This is a genomic window from Kitasatospora purpeofusca (genome assembly GCF_036010405.1).
GTDB lineage: Bacteria > Actinomycetota > Actinomycetes > Streptomycetales > Streptomycetaceae > Kitasatospora > Kitasatospora purpeofusca.
The window spans coordinates 7,505,630-7,521,676 of the sequence record NZ_CP108561.1 but is presented as its reverse complement, the minus strand read 5'-3'; the positions used below and the strand labels follow the sequence as shown (position 1 = coordinate 7,521,676).

17 protein-coding genes and 1 pseudogene are annotated in these 16,047 nt (G+C 71.2%); 13 read left to right on the top strand and 5 right to left on the bottom strand.

Going from position 1 to position 16,047, the window contains the following annotated elements:
- Window positions 1-7: 7 nt before the first annotated feature.
- The 5 genes from OG715_RS32895 (at window position 8) to OG715_RS32875 (ending at window position 5,497) form a co-directional block, all read left to right on the top strand.
- Window positions 8-1,207, top strand: coding sequence for a homogentisate 1,2-dioxygenase (locus OG715_RS32895; protein ID WP_266273660.1), 1,200 nt, complete (start codon window positions 8-10; stop codon window positions 1,205-1,207).
- Window positions 1,204-2,148 carry a hypothetical protein gene (locus tag OG715_RS32890; RefSeq protein WP_266273661.1) on the top strand — a complete coding sequence of 315 codons (945 nt, stop codon included), beginning with the start codon at window positions 1,204-1,206 and terminating at the stop codon, window positions 2,146-2,148. The genes OG715_RS32895 and OG715_RS32890 overlap by 4 nt, the downstream gene beginning before the upstream one ends.
- Complete coding sequence (gene fahA / locus OG715_RS32885) at window positions 2,145-3,368, top strand: fumarylacetoacetase (protein ID WP_266273662.1); 1,224 nt, start codon at window positions 2,145-2,147, stop codon at window positions 3,366-3,368. Before OG715_RS32890 ends, fahA begins: the two co-directional genes overlap by 4 nt.
- A 184-nt stretch (window positions 3,369-3,552) precedes the next feature.
- On the top strand, window positions 3,553-4,587 hold the full coding sequence (locus tag OG715_RS32880; protein WP_266273663.1) for an enoyl-CoA hydratase/isomerase family protein: 1,035 nt from the start codon (window positions 3,553-3,555) through the stop codon (window positions 4,585-4,587).
- Between the two features lie 130 nt (window positions 4,588-4,717).
- On the top strand, window positions 4,718-5,497 hold the full coding sequence (locus OG715_RS32875) for an enoyl-CoA hydratase (RefSeq protein WP_053651031.1): 780 nt from the start codon (window positions 4,718-4,720) through the stop codon (window positions 5,495-5,497).
- Between the two features lie 62 nt (window positions 5,498-5,559).
- Here OG715_RS32875 and OG715_RS32870 read toward each other — a convergent pair whose 3' ends face one another.
- The 3 genes from OG715_RS32870 to OG715_RS32860 all read right to left on the bottom strand — a co-directional run bounded on the left by OG715_RS32870 (window position 5,560) and on the right by OG715_RS32860 (window position 7,434).
- Window positions 5,560-5,712: a hypothetical protein gene (locus OG715_RS32870; RefSeq protein WP_266273664.1), complete on the bottom strand. Its 153-nt coding sequence runs from the start codon at window positions 5,710-5,712 to the stop codon at window positions 5,560-5,562.
- A complete protein-coding gene (locus OG715_RS32865; protein WP_266273665.1) occupies window positions 5,709-6,143 on the bottom strand; it encodes an ATP-binding protein in 435 nt (144 codons plus the stop codon). Before OG715_RS32865 ends, OG715_RS32870 begins: the two co-directional genes overlap by 4 nt.
- A 103-nt stretch (window positions 6,144-6,246) precedes the next feature.
- Window positions 6,247-7,434 (bottom strand): helix-turn-helix domain-containing protein, encoded by a 1,188-nt coding sequence (locus tag OG715_RS32860; RefSeq protein ID WP_266273666.1) that lies wholly within the window; start codon window positions 7,432-7,434, stop codon window positions 6,247-6,249.
- A gap of 83 nt (window positions 7,435-7,517) precedes the next feature.
- Between OG715_RS32860 and OG715_RS32855 the strand changes: the two are divergent.
- From OG715_RS32855 to OG715_RS32825, 7 genes and pseudogenes are all read left to right on the top strand, one after another.
- Window positions 7,518-8,045, top strand: a pseudogene (locus tag OG715_RS32855) (flavoprotein); the annotation flags it as partial.
- Between the two features lie 176 nt (window positions 8,046-8,221).
- Window positions 8,222-8,533 carry a hypothetical protein gene (locus OG715_RS32850; RefSeq protein WP_266273667.1) on the top strand — a complete coding sequence of 104 codons (312 nt, stop codon included), beginning with the start codon at window positions 8,222-8,224 and terminating at the stop codon, window positions 8,531-8,533.
- A complete protein-coding gene (locus OG715_RS32845; protein ID WP_266273668.1) occupies window positions 8,457-8,987 on the top strand; it encodes a DUF6879 family protein in 531 nt (176 codons plus the stop codon). Before OG715_RS32850 ends, OG715_RS32845 begins: the two co-directional genes overlap by 77 nt.
- Before the next feature lie 30 nt (window positions 8,988-9,017).
- Window positions 9,018-9,866, top strand: a complete 849-nt coding sequence (locus OG715_RS32840; protein WP_266273669.1) for a helix-turn-helix domain-containing protein — start codon at window positions 9,018-9,020, stop codon at window positions 9,864-9,866.
- A 172-nt stretch (window positions 9,867-10,038) separates the two neighbouring features.
- The gene (locus tag OG715_RS32835; RefSeq protein ID WP_266273670.1) at window positions 10,039-10,548 is read left to right on the top strand and encodes a hypothetical protein; all 510 of its coding nucleotides are present in this window, start codon (window positions 10,039-10,041) and stop codon (window positions 10,546-10,548) included.
- Window positions 10,549-10,625: 77 nt separating this feature from the next.
- On the top strand, window positions 10,626-11,294 hold the full coding sequence (locus OG715_RS32830; protein ID WP_266273671.1) for a class I SAM-dependent DNA methyltransferase: 669 nt from the start codon (window positions 10,626-10,628) through the stop codon (window positions 11,292-11,294).
- Between the two features lie 109 nt (window positions 11,295-11,403).
- Window positions 11,404-11,835, top strand: coding sequence for an NUDIX domain-containing protein (locus tag OG715_RS32825; RefSeq protein WP_266274626.1), 432 nt, complete (start codon window positions 11,404-11,406; stop codon window positions 11,833-11,835).
- Window positions 11,836-11,883: 48 nt separating this feature from the next.
- Here the strand turns inward: OG715_RS32825 and OG715_RS32820 are convergent, their stop codons facing one another.
- Window positions 11,884-13,704: an NAD-binding protein gene (locus OG715_RS32820; protein ID WP_266273672.1), complete on the bottom strand. Its 1,821-nt coding sequence runs from the start codon at window positions 13,702-13,704 to the stop codon at window positions 11,884-11,886.
- 210 nt (window positions 13,705-13,914) lie between these two features.
- Here OG715_RS32820 and OG715_RS32815 point away from each other — a divergent pair, with 210 nt between their 5' ends.
- The gene (locus OG715_RS32815) at window positions 13,915-14,514 is read left to right on the top strand and encodes an HdeD family acid-resistance protein (protein ID WP_266273673.1); all 600 of its coding nucleotides are present in this window, start codon (window positions 13,915-13,917) and stop codon (window positions 14,512-14,514) included.
- Between the two features lie 23 nt (window positions 14,515-14,537).
- Here the strand turns inward: OG715_RS32815 and OG715_RS32810 are convergent, their stop codons facing one another.
- On the bottom strand, window positions 14,538-15,965 hold the full coding sequence (locus OG715_RS32810; RefSeq protein ID WP_266273674.1) for a CoA transferase: 1,428 nt from the start codon (window positions 15,963-15,965) through the stop codon (window positions 14,538-14,540).
- Window positions 15,966-16,047: the final 82 nt, after the last annotated feature.

The following is a 16,047-nucleotide window of genomic DNA, read 5'->3' as shown; positions in this document are numbered from 1 at the left end:
AGGGACGATGGCGCACTACCGGCAGCTGGGCAGCATCCCGCCCAAGCGGCACACGCAGCACCGCACGCCCGAAGGCGGGCTGTACTACGAGGAGTTGATGGGCGAGGAGGGGTTCTCCTCGGACTCCTCGCTGCTCTACCACCGGGGCATCCCCTCGGCCGTGGTGAACGCGGTCGCGTGGGAGCTGCCCGACCAGTCGACGGTCGCCAACCACCCCCTGCTCCCCCGGCACCTCAAGCTGCACGAGCTGTTCGCGGGCCAGGAGTGGAAGTCCGCAGACGTCGTCAGCAGCCGCCGGCTCGTCCTCGGCAACGGCGACGTGCGGATCTCGTACGTCGCCGCCGGGGCGCCGAGCGAGCTGTACCGCAACGGGCTCGGCGACGAGTGCGTGTACGTGGAGTCCGGCTCCGGCACCCTGGAGACGGTCTTCGGCACGCTGGAGGTCGGCCAGGGCGACTACGTGCTCATCCCCCGGGCGACCACCCACCGCTGGGTGCCCACCGGCGAGGAGCCGCTGCGCGCCTACTGCATCGAGGCGAACAGCCACATCACCCCGGTCAAGCGCTTCCTCTCCAAGTACGGGCAGCTGCTGGAGCACGCGCCGTACTGCGAGCGGGACCTGCGCGCCCCGTCCGGACCGCTGCTGGTGGACGGCACGGACGTCGACGTCCTGGTCAAGCACCGCGGCCCGAACGGCATTTCGGGCACCCGGTACACCGTGCCGCACCACCCGTTCGACGTGGTCGGCTGGGACGGCTGCCTGTACCCGTACGCGTTCAACATCAGCGACTACGAGCCGATCACCGGGCGGATCCACCAGCCGCCGCCGGCTCACCAGGTGTTCGAGGGCAACGGGTTCGTGATCTGCAACTTCGTCCCCCGCAAGGTGGACTACCACCCGCTGTCGATCCCGGTGCCGTACTACCACTCCAATGTGGACAGCGACGAGGTCATGTTCTACTGCGGCGGCGACTACGCGGCCCGCAAGGGCTCGGGCATCGCCCAGGGTTCGATCTCGCTGCACCCGGGCGGGCACACCCACGGCCCGCAGCCGGGCGCGTACGAGCGGTCGATCGGCGCGGAGTTCTTCGACGAGCTCGCGGTGATGGTGGACACCTTCCGCCCGCTGGAGCTGGGCGAGGGCGGCCGGGCCACCGAGGACCCGAACTACGCCTGGACCTGGGCCGGTCGGGGGCCGCAGTCGTGAGCACCACCCCTGCCACCCCTGCCGCCTCCGGGGCGGCCGTCGTCCCGCCGCTGTTCCAGGGACTCTTCGACGACGCGGCGGTGTTCCCGCCCGGGAACCTGCCCGTCGCCGACGCGGTGCCCGCGCACCTCGCGCACCGCGCCGCCCCGTACGCCGACGCCGTGGGCCCGCTGCTCTGCGGGGCGGGTCGGCTGGGCGAGTTGGCCGCCGCGGCGGACGCGGCGACGGGCTCGGCGGGCGGCACTGCGGTGGCCGCTGCGGCGGGCGGCACCGCGGCGGACGGCACCGGCCCCCGGCTCCGGGTCGGCCTGGTGCTGCCGGGGGGCAGCTCCGAGCTCGGCCCGGCCCTCACCGCCGCCGCCCCGTTCGTGGTGGCCGGCGTCGAACTCGCCACCCGGGACGCCGGCGAGGCCGTCGCCGCGCTCGACCTGCTGCTGCCGCCGGACGTGCCCGCCGCCGTCGAGCTGCCGCGCGAACTGCTGCGCGGCGACGGGCTGGAGGAGGTCCTGGACGTCCTGGTCGACAGCCCGTACCGGGCCAAGTTCCGCACCGGCGGCGTGGTCGCCGGCGCCTTCCCGGACGAGGCCGAGCTCGCGGGCTTCCTCACCGGATGCGCGCAGCGCGGCCTGCCCTACAAGTGCACCGCCGGGCTGCACCACGCCGTCCGGCACACCGACCCGGCGACCGGCTTCGAGCACCACGGGTTCCTGAACGTCCTCCTGGCGGCGGCGGAGACCGACCCGAAGACGGCGGCCGAGATCCTGGCCGAGCGCTCGGGCACGGTGCTCGCCGAGGCCGTTCGATCACTGACCGACCGTCAGGTGACGGTGATCCGGAACTCGTTCACCGCTTTCGGCACCTGTAGCATCGCCGAGCCCCTGGACGACCTGGCCGCCCTCGGCCTGCTGTCGCCCGACCTGACGTCCCAGGAGGACCGTTGACCACCCCCCGCAGCTGGCTCGCCCCCGCGAACGACTCGCCGTTCGGCGTGCACAACCTGCCGTACGGCGTCTTCACCGCGGCCGACCGGCCCGGCGTGCGGCGGATCGGCGTCCGGATCGGCGACTTCGTCCTCGACGCGGGCGCCGCCGCCCGGGCCACCGGGGAGCCCTCGGTCCTGCTCGACGCGGACTCGCTCAACCCGCTGCTGGCGGCCGGCCGGCCGGTGTGGACCGAGGTCCGCGCCGCGCTGACCCGCTGGCTGACCGACGAGACCCACCGGGACGCGCTCTCCCCGCTGCTGCTGCCGCTCGACGAGGTGGCGCTGCACCTGCCGTTCGAGGTGGCCGACTACGTCGACTTCTTCGCCTCCGAGCACCACGCCACCAACCTGGGGAAGATCTTCCGCCCCGGCACGGAGCCGCTGTCGCCCAACTGGAAGCACCTGCCGATCGGCTACCACGGCCGCTCCGGCACCGTGGTGGTGTCCGGCACGCCGGTGAGCCGCCCGCAGGGGCAGCGCAAGGCGCCGGCCGACGCCGTCCCGTCCTTCGGGCCGACCCGCAAGCTGGACATCGAGGCCGAGGTCGGCTTCGTCGTCGGCGCGCCCTCGGTGCTGGGCGAGCCGGTCCCCCTGGACCGCTTCGAGGAGCACGTCTTCGGGGTCTGCCTGGTCAACGACTGGTCCTCTCGGGACATCCAGGCCTGGGAGTACGTGCCGCTCGGCCCGTTCCTCGGCAAGTCCTTCGCCACCTCCGTCTCGCCGTGGATCGTGCCGCTGGCCGCCCTGGAGCACGCCCGGGTCGCCCCGCCGGCCCGTGACGTCGAGCCGCTCCCCTACCTCGACGACCGCGAGGGCGACCGGCCCTGGGGCCTGGACCTCGCCCTGGAGGTCCGGCTGAACAGCCACCTGGTCTCCCGCCCGCCGTTCGCCTCGATGTATTGGACGGCCGCCCAACAGCTCGCCCACATGACGGTCAACGGCGCCTCGCTGCGCACCGGCGACCTCTTCGCCTCCGGCACCGTCAGCGGCCCTGAGCCCGAGACCCGCGGCGCCCTGATCGAGCTGACCTGGAACGGCGAGAACCCGCTCAAGCTCCCGGACGGCACGACCCGCACCTTCCTGGAGGACGGCGACGAGGTGACCATCACCGCGACCGCCCCCGGCCCGGACGGCACCGTCGTCGGCTTCGGCGAGGTCACCGGCCGCATCACCCCCTGACCCGGCGGGGCCACCACCCGGGCCCCGTCGCGGCACCACCCGCACCACCCGCACGGCGGAGGGCGGCACCGGTCAGCACCGGTGCCGCCCTCCGTGCTTGCGGACCGGCCGGGGCCCGAAGGTACGGTGGCAGCGCGGATCCTGACCGCACGGGGCCGGGCGAGGACGGACGGGAGTGGGGACGATGGGCGACGAGGTGCTGGTCCGGCGGGACGACGGGGTGGGGCGGATCGTGCTCGACCGGCCCCGGGCGCTCAACTCGCTGACGCACGGCATGGTGCTGGACGTGCGGGCCGCGCTGGACGCGTGGGCCGAGGACGACGCGGTGCGGGTGGTGGTGCTGACCGGCGCCGGGGAGCGCGGCCTGTGCGCGGGCGGCGACATCCGGGCGTTCCACGACGACGCCAAGCTCGGCGGGGCCGGGACGCGCGCGTTCCTCCGCGACGAGTACCGGCTCAACGAGCTGATCTCCCGCTACCCGAAGCCGTACGTGGCCGTGATGGACGGCATCACCATGGGCGGCGGCGTCGGCGTCTCCGCCCACGGCTCGGTGCGGATCGTCACCGAGCGTTCGGTGGTGGCCCTGCCGGAGACCCGGATCGGCCTGGTGCCGGACGTCGGCGGCAGCCGGCTGCTGTCCCGCGCGCCGGGCGAGCTGGGCACCCATCTGGGGCTGAGCGCCGCCTCGATGACGCCCGGCGACGCGCTGCTGTGCGGGTTCGCCGACCACTTCGTGCCCTCGGCGAAGCTGCCGGGGCTGCTGGCGGAACTCGACGGTTCGCCGGTGGCGGAGGTCGTCGCGCGGTACGCGGAGCCGGCGCCGGCCGCGCCGCTCGCGGAGCAGCGCGCGTGGATCGACGCCTGCTACGCGGCCGACAGCGTGGAGGAGATCGTGGCCCGGCTGGTGGCCAGCGGCGTCCCGGAGGCCAAGCAGGCCGCCGAGGAGCTCGCCGAACGGTCGCCGACGATGCTCAAGGTCACGCTGAGCGCGCTGCGCCGGGCCCGGTCGCACGGCTCGCTCGCGGAGAGCCTGGAACAGGAGTACCGGGTCTCCTGCGCGGCGGTCGCCCACCACGACCTGGTGGAGGGCATCCGCGCGCAGGTGGTCGACAAGGACCGCAACCCGCGCTGGTCGCCGGCGACGCTCGCCGGGGTCGACGAGCGGGCGGTGGCCGCGTTCTTCGAGCCCCCGGCCGACGGTGACCTGCGGCTGGGGTGACCTGTCTTGCCCAGGCGGGTGACGACCGTCTCGCGGATCGAGACTGGCGCGAGGCGGCCCGTTTCGGAGATCGTTGGACGGTCCTGGGCGCCCCGAGCGGGGCCGAGCAGCGAAATGGGAGTCAACGGCGATGACCGAGACCTACGAGACGATCCTGGTGGACCGCAAGGGCCGGGTCGGGCTGATCACGCTCAACCGGCCGGAGGCGCTGAACGCGCTCAACACCACGCTGATGAACGAGGTCGTGGCCGCCGCCACCGCGTTCGACCGTGACCCGGAGATCGGCTGTCTGGTGATCACCGGCTCCGAGAAGGCGTTCGCGGCGGGCGCGGACATCAAGGAGATGCAGGGCAACCGCTTCCCGGACGTCTACCTGGACGACTGGCTCGGCCCGTGGGACCGCCTCGGCGCGCTGCGCAAGCCGGTGGTCGCGGCGGTGTCCGGCTTCGCGCTGGGCGGCGGCTGCGAGCTGGCGATGCTCTGCGACATCCTCATCGCGGCGGACACCGCGAAGTTCGGCCAGCCGGAGATCAAGCTCGGCGTCATCCCGGGCATCGGCGGCTCCCAGCGGCTCACCCGCGCCGTCGGCAAGGCCAAGGCCATGGAGCTGTGCCTGACCGGCCGGATGATGGGCGCCGAGGAGGCCGAGCGGGCCGGCCTGGTCTCCCGGATCGTCCCCGCCGACCAGCTCCTCGCCGAGGCCCTCGCCACCGCCGAGAAGGTCGCCGCGATGTCCACCCCGGCCTCGATCATGATGAAGGAGTCGGTCAACCGCGCCTTCGAAACCACCCTCGCCGAGGGCGTCCGCTTCGAACGCCGCCTCTTCCACGCCGCGTTCGCCACCGCCGACCAGAAGGAAGGCATGGCCGCCTTCGCCGAGAAGCGCCCGCCGGAGTTCAAGCACCGCTGACCCGGCTCACAGCAGTCGGTCCCCCCGTCCGCGCTGCCGGGCCGGCGGCGCGGACGGGGGCTTCAGCGGCATCGGCCGAACAACACCAGTGCGGCGGCGAGGACATGGAACCCCGCCGCCACCGACACCCCGTACGCGGCCCAGACCCGGGCCGCATCGCGGCCGGGGAACGAGTCGTCGGAATCGAGATCGTCGTCAGGCTGCTGCCAACTCACCGGGTGATCACCAGGTCGGCGTGGACGATCTTCCCGAAGGGGAGCAAGGTGACGCCCCAGCGACCGTGCGTGAGCCGATGAACGATAGCCAGGCCCCGGCCGGACGTGGCATCGGATTCGGCCTCGATCATCACGGGCATCGCACCCGATCCGTCCACGACGAGAAGCCGGACAAGGTGTTCGGCCGGTCGGCGGACAGCAACGATCATGCGGGTCCTGCAGCCGGTCCTGACGGCATTGGTGGCCAGCTCGCTCACGACCACCGACGCATCGTCCACCAGCTCGTCGAGTCCCCAATCGTGCAGCTTCGCGCGGATGCAGCAACGCGCGGCGGCCACGGACTCCGGCCGGTACGGCAGGCTGACGGTTGCCGGTCGGGTGGCGCGGCGAAGCGCCACGCCACCTCCGGCAGCGTTCGAGGTGAGGGTCATCGACGCTTCTCCGTGGCGTAGTGAGGACTCGTTGCCTTGAGCATCGCCACTGGAGAAGAGCCGAACTATCACCGATTGGTGATAGTTCGACTCCAACAAGTGATTATCCGATTCCCACCCAGTGCGCCAGGCCGGTGAGTGTTCCCGGCGTCGATCGGTGCGCGGAGACGAGTCCGGCGACCGTCTCGCGCACCATCGGGTGGTAACGCATCTGCTGGGGCGCGAGCGACCGGGCCTCCTGCAGCGACCTCAACGAAGCCTCCGACCGTCCGAGCCACAGCTGTGCCCGCGCCACCTCCGCAATGTGCGCGGCCGCCCGCGATGCCGGCCAATCGCTCGAGACCCTCACCCGCTCGGCGACCTGGACCGCTTCTGCGTACTTGAATTGCTCCGCGAGTGTCGCGACCTGGTGGACCGCCACATTGGTCGGCCCGAAGGAGAGCCAATGCACTCGGACCGCCTCGCCCGTGGCCTCGGAGAGGCGCGCAGCCTCAGAGATGTGCTTGGCCGCCGTGTCACCGTCACCGGATCGAGCGGCCAGCATGGCGGCGCCGAGATGGAGTTGCCCCACCGACACGTCCCGGACCCGGCCGGCGTCCGCCTGTTCGAGGGTCGTCATGCCCACCCCGACGAGTCGCTTCCCGAGGTCGAACTGGCCCGAGCGGAGGTAGACGATCGACCGCAGATATTGGCGGATTCCGGCAAGAACCGGGTCGGACGCGCGTTCGGCGGCCCATGCCATCCGGTCCAGGGCGACGACGCACAGATCGCTGTAGCCCAACTTCGTGGTGATGTCGTACGCCGTGCGGTACGTGCTCGCCAGCACCCGCCACGCACCCTCGGACGGAGCCAGGTGCGCCGCCGTAGTGGCCTCGGCGATCAGACCCGGCAGCTTCCGGGCGGCATCCTTGATCCGGGCCTCGCGGACCAGGTGGCACAACTGATCGGCCGCAGATCTGAGTTCGCCTGCGGGGCGGGGTGCGATGTCGGGATCAGCTCCGAGGTCGTACAGGTCGAGGGCTTCGCGGATCGGCTGAATCAGCATGTCGAGCTCGTCCTGTCGCAGCTCCGCCAAGTACGGCTGGCCGGTGAGGTCGACGGTCTGCACGAAGAGCGTTCGAGCAATTGCGGCGATCACAGCGGGCGTTGCCGGTTTGACGCCCTGCTCGATCTTGGCCAGCATGCTGTAGGAGATGCTGGCACGGACGGCGAGTTCACGCTGGGTCAGCCGGCGAAGCTTGCGGTACTGGGCGATACGTTCGCCCATGTGCTCGGAGATGTGCCTGGGCATACTGGTACTCCGTTCCTAGCGACCAGTGCGGACGATACCCGCCGGGGACAGCGGGATGTCCCCCCCTTCAAGGGAGTCGAGGCTTGACCGAGCACCACGGGCCGTTCCTCTACGCGGTCGTCTGTGCCTCCGGGGTCGCTGACGGGGTCGGCGAGCTGATCTCGGCAGCTCAGGCCGAGGGATGGCAGGTCGGAGTGATCGCCACTCCCAACGCGCTCGGACTTCTTGACCAGGCAGCCGTCGAACGGCAGACCGGCTACCCGATCCGCTCCGCCTGGCGCACACCCGGCAGCCCGCGGCCGCTGCCCCCGGCAGACGCCATAGCAGTCGTCTCCGCCACCTTCAACACCGTCAACAAGTGGGCTCTCGGCATCGCCGACACCCTCGCACTGGCGATTCTCTGCGAAGCGTACGGCCAGGGAATCCCCACGGCTGTCCAGCCCTACCTCAATTCCGCGCTCGCCGCCCATCCCGCGTACACGGAAAGCCTGGCCCGACTCCGCGCCATGGACGTTCTGATCGGCGACTACGTCCCCCACCCGCCCAACTCCGGTGGTGGCCGCGACACGTACAGCTGGACCGACGTCCTCGATCTGCTCCGGCCGTTGGTTCGTTCGAGGCAAGCGTCATGCGCGGTGGGTAGGGACGACCCGACAGTCGAGGTCCACCGATCCGGCGGGTCACCGACGGGCGAAACGCCTGACAGGGCAGCCCTGGACATCTGATGCTGGTGGTCACGTCAACTCCGAGCGCAGAAATGCGCGAGGTGTGCGAAAGGAGGAGTCCCATGAGCCTGGAGTTCTTCGGCATCGATCCTGAGACCAACGAGGAAGGCTCGCCCACCGTCTGGGCGGACGTGGATCGCCGTCGCCTGGTGATCCAGAGCGACACCGTTACTGGCGCCGAGCTTGCTGAGGTCAACGAGACCGAGTGGGTTGCCGGTCACAAGATCGGCGTGCCCTCACACGAGTCCGTGATCAGCATCCCCGAACGAATGATCCCCTTCATCAGGAAGGCTTGCGATGCCATCGAACGTGCCGGACTTCAGGACCCTGCTCCGGGAGACGAAGAAATCGGCCGTGCATCTGGAGATGCGTGATCAGTACAGCGTCTCCGACGAGGCCGACCAGTTCGCCGCTTGGAAGGCCGGGCACCGGTACTCCGCGGAGAACCGGGCCGAGTGGTGGCACCCGTTCCACGACTTCGTGGTGGAGACCATCGCCCGCGGTGTGACCATCCGGCGCGCGCGCATCGTCTCTGAGCCCGTCACCGAGTACATCCGCTACGAGCACTCCCACACGTTCACCAACATCGCGGCCGGTGAGCAGATCCGATGGCTCCCCAGGAGCCGGGCGCTGGACCTTGCTTTGCCGGGCGCCGACTTCTGGTTGTTCGACAGCCGGATCGTGCGCTTCAACCTGTTCACCGGCGATGGTGAGTGGGCCGATCCCCGAAACGTGATGACGGAGGAACCGGCGACCGTGGAGCTGTGCGCAAATGCCTTCGAGGCGGTGTGGGAACGAGCCTTGCCCCACAGCGACTTCGAGGTCTGAGTTGGTTCCCGGCCACCGAGTGGACAGCACATGCCATCGTCGCCTTCATCCAGCGTTGTCGCAGCACGGAAGGCCATCGCCGACCGACTGACCGAAATCCGCAAGGACGCCGGTCTCAGTGGGGCTGAACTGTCTGCCCTGTGTGATTGGCACCCGGCCAAGACCTCCCGCATCCAGTCCGGCAAGTCTGCCCCGTCGGAAGCCGACATACGGACATGGTGTGGTGCCTGCGGTGCCGGCGACCGGATCCCCGACCTGATCGCGGCGTCCCGCGCTGCCGAATCGATGTACCAGGAATGGCGGCGCCGCAACAGCTCCGGCTTGAAGTTCGCCCAGGAGAAGGTCATCAGTGACTACGAGCACACGAGGCTCTTCCGCATCTACGTCTCGAACGTGCTCCCCGGCTTCTTCCAGACCGCCGAGTACGCGACGGCGCTCATGCAGTCCATCACGGATTTCCAGGGCACTCCGAACGACGTCGCGGCAGCTGTACCGGCTCGTCTGGCACGCACGCGGCTCATGTACACGGGAGCGCACCGGTTCGCGGTACTGATCGAGGAATGGGTGCTGCGGACCAGGATCGGAAGCCCGGCGGACATGGCCGCTCAGCTCCGCCACTTGATCACCTTGATGTCGCTGCCGTGCGTCGCCGTCGGGATCATCCCAGCCGGATGCCACCGCACCGTCTGGCCACTTGAAGCCTTCTACCTGTTCGATGCTCAGCGGGTGGTCGTCGAGACCCTGACGGCGAAGGTCACCGTGCTCCAGCCCAGAGAGATCACGGACTACATCCGGGCCTTCGCGGGCCTGTCCGAAATGGCCGTGTATGGGGCGAGAGCGAGGGCGTTGGTCACCGCAGCCGCTGCCTCGATCGAGTGATACACCGCAATAAGGCGCAAGCTCGTTGAGCCCATCGCGTGGGGTTTCTACGGTCTAACACGTACCCGCCACCTCGGTGAGGAGGCCCCTCGCGCCGAACCACGGACGGGGACCGTCCGACCAGGGCGGGTCCGTGAAAGGCAGTGCGCCACCGAAGAGAGAGGGACGAACCATGACCGTTGCGCTGGAAGCGCCCACGGAGACCGAGTTCCGTGATCCCCGCGCGCTCCTCAATGCGGTTCGGCCGTACGTCAAGGAGCTGACGTACAACGTGTTCGAGGGCCCGGGTAACACCGGCGACCTGTACGACCGGGAGATCGCGCTCCTGCTCCGCGACAACACCATGGTCCGCAACATGGCAGAGCGGATCCTGGACAACGCCATCGCGTACACGATCACCGCCATGGAACACCCGGAAGTGCACCTCGGCGTCGGCAAGGTCGTGGACATCGGAGTGCACCAGCTCCTGCTGGACACGCCGGTGTACTTCGCCATCTGCGAGGCGTACAACGCCGGTCGGTACAAGCACCACGCCCCGCTGATCCACCGGCGCGGCGACGGCATCGTGATCCGGACCGCCGATTTCCTTCGTGCTAACGGGTTCGACGCCGACGAGGAACTCTGGGCCGTTGACGGGGCAAACTGTTCCCCGTGCGACTCGAAGGTCCCCGACAGCCACTGATCGGACAAACGGGTGCCCCTGCCTCGTGTCTCGAGGCAGGGGCACTTATCCGTCAACTCTTCTTCGAGGGAAGCCCGTTGCCCGCACAGCACGACATCGACTCCGAGCGCGAACTCTGGGACACCTACGCGACCGGTACCAAAGCCGACGTGTTCGACGCCGGGCCGGTGTTCCGCTGGACCCAGTACGCCGACCACGGACCCGGCCCGGAGCTGCTCGGGGCGCCGCAAAGTGCCTTGGAGATCGGGTGCGGCACCGGGCGTGCGTTGGCCGCGCTGGCCGAGCGGGGTGTGAAGGTCACCGGCGTCGATCTCTCGCCCGTCATGGTCGGGAAGGTCTCCGAACGGTGGGGGCCGTCCGGTGTCCGGATCCACTGCGCGGAGGTCCTGGACTACCTTCGAGGAACCGACGAGACGTGGGACGCGGTCTACTCGGTGTTCGGAGCGGTCTGGTTCACGGACCCGCTGAAGCTGCTCCCCCTCATCGCCTCCCGACTGAACCCCGGCGGCGTCCTGGCCTTCTCACAGCCTCCCGCCATCCCCGGCGCCTACGGCCCGCAGGGCATGTACAAGGGCGGATTCGCAGGGCGGGCGCTCTACACCTACCGCTACTCCTACACGCCCCGAAAGTGGGTAGGTCTGCTCCGGCGGAGCGGATTCGAGTCGGTGGAAGCGACGGTCCTCGACGCCCCCACCGAGGGCCACATCGGCACGCTGATCGTCACGGGCAGGACTCCGGGAGAATGAATTATCGGCAAGGCGTCAGATCATGGCCGCCCTCTCCGGGAGGGCGGCCATGACCGGGAACAACCCCACTCAGCAAGCCCTCTCCGTGGCAGGTGACGCGGACGGCGGGATGCCATCGCCGATCCACTCGGTGTCCGTCGCCGGGGTGGTAGTGCGGGAGGACGGGCGGGTGCTGGCGATCCGGCGGGCGGACAACGGGATTTGGGAGCCACCGGGTGGAGTCCTTGAGGTGGCGGAGGGCTTCGAGGACGGTGTACGGCGCGAGGTGTTCGAGGAGACCGGGATCAAGGTCGCTGTCGAGCGGCTGACCGGTGTCTACAAGAACGTGAGCCGCGGAATCGTCGCCCTGGTCTTCCGCTGTGTCCCGGAAAGCGGGAGCGAGCAGCTCTCCGCCGAGTCGACCGCCGTCGACTGGCTCACGTCGGAGGAGGCGTCCGAGCGGATGGCCGAGGTGTACGCCGTGCGCGTCCTGGACGCGCTCCGAGGTGACCTGGCGCCGGCCGTCCGTGTGCACGACGGCCGACGCCTGCTGGGAAGGTAGTGGTCCTTGAGGCCACAGGAAGTCGGCGTGGCCGACGTCCTGCGGCTCTCAGGCGTTCTCCGTCAAAGTTGTATTGAGGCGCGCCAAACCGCTACGGGTGGCGGCCACCACAACGCTGTCGCCCGGCTCCAGCGTCCGGGTGCGGTCCGCATAGTTCCAGTGGTAGAGGCGGGGGCTGCGAGCCAGCCGAACCGCCAGGACCCGCACACCGCCGGTGTCCTCCAGGTCGTGGCGGTTGAGGCCGATCAGGCCGGTGCCGAGCTCGGCGGGGAGTTCGGCGATCAGCAGGACGTGCCGGAAGACCGAGAGGGTGCCCAGCACCTCGCGGCCCATCAGGGCGGCGGCGAAGGCGGGGGCCGCAAGGTACGAGGTGGAGCGCGAGACGACGTTGTCCAGGGTGGCGTAGACGTGGCTCGCGAAGGAGTCGTCGAAGAGGCGCAGCACCACGCGGACGTCGGGCCGGACGGCGCGGGCCTCCAGCGCAGCCTCCAGGTTGGTGGCGTCGTCGCCGCTGACGGCGACCACCGTGCGGCTGTGCTTGAGGCGGGCGCGGCGGAGCTGTTCGGCGAGGGGGCCGTCGTCGACGACGACCGGGACGCCGAGGGCGCGGACGGCGGAGATGCCGCGCGCCTGCGGGTCGCTCTCCAGGCCGACCACCGGGACGCCGAGGCCGTGCAGTTGGGCGACCACCCGGGTGCCGACGTTGCCGAGGCCGACCACGACGACGTGGTCGCGGGTGCCCGCGCCGGGGCTGCGGTGCTGGCCGCGGCGGCCCGAGGCGAGCACCTCGACCATGATCGCGGTGGCGACCGGCGCGAAGGTGATGCCGCAGAAGGTGATCACCACCTGGGCGATCCGCTGCCAGGTGCCGCCGGTGCCGCTCCCGTCCCCCGTGCCGGGCTGGTCCGGCTGGGCGGCGCCGGCGAGGTCGAGCAGGGAGGCGTAGAGGGACCAGGCGAAGTTGCCGTTGAGGTACCAGAGCAGGGCGAAGGCGAACAGTACGGCGGCCAGGGCGGTGATCAGCACGACGCGGAGACGGGCGCTGGTGAAGAAGCGCAGGGTGTCGAGCAGGCGCCAGCGCAGCCGCCGCCACCAGGGGATCCGGACGGCCGGTTCGGTGGGCAGGGTCTGGAGCGCGGCGACGCCCCCGCCGTCGGGGTCCGGCCCTGCGGGGGCGGGTTCGGCGGCGCGGCGGGCCTCGGGGCCCGAGCGGACCGGGCCGCCGTCGCCGAACTCGCCGGCGAGGCGGACGAAGGAGGCGGAGTCGCCCTCCTGGTCGGGCAGCAGGCGGATCCGGCCGAGGTCCTGGCGGTCGATGCGGTCGGCGACGACGCAGATCCGGTCGGTGGCTATGTCGTCGTCGTAGGCGATGTGCAGGAAGCGGTCGCCGACCTGGACGGAGTTGGGCCGGGACAGCGCGGCGTCGGCGAAGGCCGGGGCGGCGGTGGCGGAGCCGGAGAGCGCGGTGCCGTTCCTGAGCAGCCGCTCGATGTTGGAACCGAGCCGCTGGTTGAACATCCGCAGCACGATGCGGATCCCGGGGTTGTGCCCCTGGGCGGAGAGCGCGGCGTGGATGTTCTCCTGGTCGTTGCCGTCGACGAGGGCGATGCCGCGCGCGGTCTCGACCCGGACGGCGCGCAGTGCTTCCTCGGTGACGCTGGTGTACTCGACGACGGCGGCGACGCCGTCCAACTGCTCGATCCGGGGTGCGTGGTCGCGGGTGCGGTCCGGGACGAGGACGACGACCGGTACTTCGTAGTGCTCGACGAGTTCGAGGACCAGGCGGTGGGCGAGCGCGTTGCCGCCGCAGACGATGTAGTGCTGACCGATCGGCTCGACCGGAGGGGTCCCCCACCCTTCAGAAGTCATATCGCCGGATCCTATCGACGGTTAGTGAGGGTGAGGTGACGTTCCGGGAACCCCGGGGGAAATCCGTTCGACCGCCCGAACGGGTGCGCCCCGCGAGCGCGGTCCGGCGCGGGCGGTGATCGTGAGGTGATCGTGAGGAACGCCCTCCCGTGAGGAACGCTCTCCCGCAAGGAACGCCCTCCGCTGCCCGCACTCCAGGAGGATGCCACCGTGGTCTCCCCGATCATCACTCCCGACGGTTCCCCGGTCCGGGGTCCGCTAGGGATGCTCGCCAAGGCCGCCTGGCAGGTGCTGCTGCTCGCCGGGCTGGTCTCGCTCGCGCTCGGGATCATCGTGTTCGTCTGGCCCAAGCAGACGCTGATGGTGGTCGGTGTGCTGTTCGGCCTCTATCTGCTGGTCATCGGCATCGTCCAACTGGTCGCCGCGTTCGGCACCCACGCCAGCACCGCGATGCGGGTGCTGGCCTTCATCAGTGGGGCGATCTGTGTCCTGCTCGGCCTGCTGTGCTTCCGCAGCGCGGTGCAGTCGCTGCTGCTGCTGGCGATCTGGATCGGCATCGGCTGGCTGTTCCGCGGCATCACGCAGCTGGTCGCCGCGATCTCGGACGAGACGATGCCGGCCCGCGGCTGGCAGGCGTTCGCGGGCGCGGCGAACACGCTGGCCGGTGTCCTGCTGATGGTCTGGCCGGTCGGCTCGATCAAGGCGCTGACGGTGCTGGCCGGGTGCTGGCTGCTGTTCCTCGGTCTGGTCGAGATCGTGACGGCCCTCCAGGTGCGCAGCTCGGCGAAGCAGATCCCGTCCGGCGTCTGACCGGTCGGAGAACGGGACGGCCGTCAGCGCCAGACCGGGGCGTCCGTGCCCCAGCGGCCCGGCGGGCGGGACCAGTCGGTGGGGGCGCCCGCGTAGCCGAGGGGCGGGCGGGCGTGGCGGAGCGGGCCGTAGTCCGACGTGGCGGTGTCGGTGATCCACCGGGCCGGGTCGTAGGGCTCGTCGTTCGGCAGCACGTGCGGGTCGGCGGTGGGGGCGATGCCCTGCAGCAGCCAGCAGGCGGTGCCGGCCAGGGAGTAGCGCAGGTGGCGGCTCCCCGGACGGCCGGTGCGCTGCTCGGTGAGGGCGCGCAGGACCCCGGCCGCGATCAGGTAGCCGGTGCCGTGGTCGAGGGCCTGGGCGGGCAGCACACCGGGGCGGCCGTCGGCCCCGGCCTCGACGGCGGCGATGCCGCAGCCCGCCTGGACCAGGCTGTCGAAGCCTCGGCGTCCGCTCCACGGGCCGGTCCAGCCCCAGGCGTTCAGCTCGACGGCCACCAGGCCCGGCCGGCGGGCGAGCAGTTCGTCGGGGGCGAGTCCGTACGCGTCCAGGGCGCCGGGACGGTAGGCGGTGACGAGGACGTCGGCGGTGGCGAGCAGCTCCTCGAAGACGGCCCGGTCGGTCGGAACGGCGAGGTCGAGGCGGGTGGAGCGCTTGCCGAAGCCGGTGTCGGCGTGGGCGTCCTCGGCCTCGGGCATCCGGGACGGGTCGACCCGCAGCACGTCGGCGCCGAGCAGGGCGAGGGTGCGGGTGGCGACCGGTCCGGCGATCACCCGGGTGAGGTCGAGGACGCGGATCCCGGCGGCGGGCAGCTCGGCGGGGGCCAGTGGACGGGGCGCGGCCGCGTCGACGGTCCGGAGTTCGGCCAGCGGCAGGACCAGCTCCCGGGTCGGGGCGACCGCGACGGCGAGCGCCCCCGCCGCGTACGCGCGCTCCTGGACGGTGGCGGCCGGCTGTTCGCGCAGTTCGGCGGCGAGCCGTTCGGGCCCGGTGTCGGCGGGCAGGCCGAGGGCGGTGAGCAGCCGGTCCCGGTGGTGGGGGTAGTTGGCGTGGGTGCGCAGCCAGCCGTCGGCGGTCTGCCAGAAACCCGAGAGCGGCGCGAAGCTGACCGGGGCGCGGCCGTCGATCCGCAGGTGGCGCTCGCTGACGAAGGCCGTGGCGACGGCGCCCTGGTCGACCCGGACCTCTGGCACCGGGCCGCCGGAGCGTTGCGCGGCGAGTTCGGCGGCGGCCAGCGAGCAGGCGGCGACGGTGGCCCGGGCCAGCCGCCGCACGGGCAGCCGGGAGGGGAGCACCGAGTCCGGGCCGTGGAAGGAGACCCGGTCCAGCAGCGCGGCCGGTCCGCCGAGCGCGGTCCAGGCGTCGGCGGTGGGCCCGTCGACGCCGGACGGCAGCGGGTCGGCGGGGGCGGGGGCCGGGGTGGGGTCCGGGGCGGGGAGCGAACGGTCGGTCATATCGGCATTCTGCTCGGCGGCCCGGGCGGCCGCAGTGACGCCGGCCACCTTCCGAACCGGGTCGGACCGGCCGGTCGGCGGG

Bases quoted from the DNA above. Each gene is read 5' to 3' on its own strand.
- OG715_RS32880 (WP_266273663.1), top strand. From the start codon at position 3,553: ATGGGCGACGAGGTGCTGGTCCGGCGGGACGACGGGGTGGGGCGGATC.
- OG715_RS32845 (WP_266273668.1), top strand. From the start codon at position 8,457: ATGCCATCGAACGTGCCGGACTTCAGGACCCTGCTCCGGGAGACGAAG.
- OG715_RS32820 (WP_266273672.1), bottom strand. From the start codon at position 13,704: ATGACTTCTGAAGGGTGGGGGACCCCTCCGGTCGAGCCGATCGGTCAG.
- OG715_RS32850 (WP_266273667.1), top strand. From the start codon at position 8,222: ATGAGCCTGGAGTTCTTCGGCATCGATCCTGAGACCAACGAGGAAGGC.
- OG715_RS32825 (WP_266274626.1), top strand. From the start codon at position 11,404: ATGCCATCGCCGATCCACTCGGTGTCCGTCGCCGGGGTGGTAGTGCGG.
- OG715_RS32875 (WP_053651031.1), top strand. From the start codon at position 4,718: ATGACCGAGACCTACGAGACGATCCTGGTGGACCGCAAGGGCCGGGTC.
- OG715_RS32865 (WP_266273665.1), bottom strand. From the start codon at position 6,143: ATGACCCTCACCTCGAACGCTGCCGGAGGTGGCGTGGCGCTTCGCCGC.
- OG715_RS32835 (WP_266273670.1), top strand. From the start codon at position 10,039: ATGACCGTTGCGCTGGAAGCGCCCACGGAGACCGAGTTCCGTGATCCC.
- OG715_RS32840 (WP_266273669.1), top strand. From the start codon at position 9,018: ATGCCATCGTCGCCTTCATCCAGCGTTGTCGCAGCACGGAAGGCCATC.
- OG715_RS32895 (WP_266273660.1), top strand. From the start codon at position 8: ATGGCGCACTACCGGCAGCTGGGCAGCATCCCGCCCAAGCGGCACACG.
- OG715_RS32860 (WP_266273666.1), bottom strand. From the start codon at position 7,434: ATGCCCAGGCACATCTCCGAGCACATGGGCGAACGTATCGCCCAGTAC.
- OG715_RS32810 (WP_266273674.1), bottom strand. From the start codon at position 15,965: ATGACCGACCGTTCGCTCCCCGCCCCGGACCCCACCCCGGCCCCCGCC.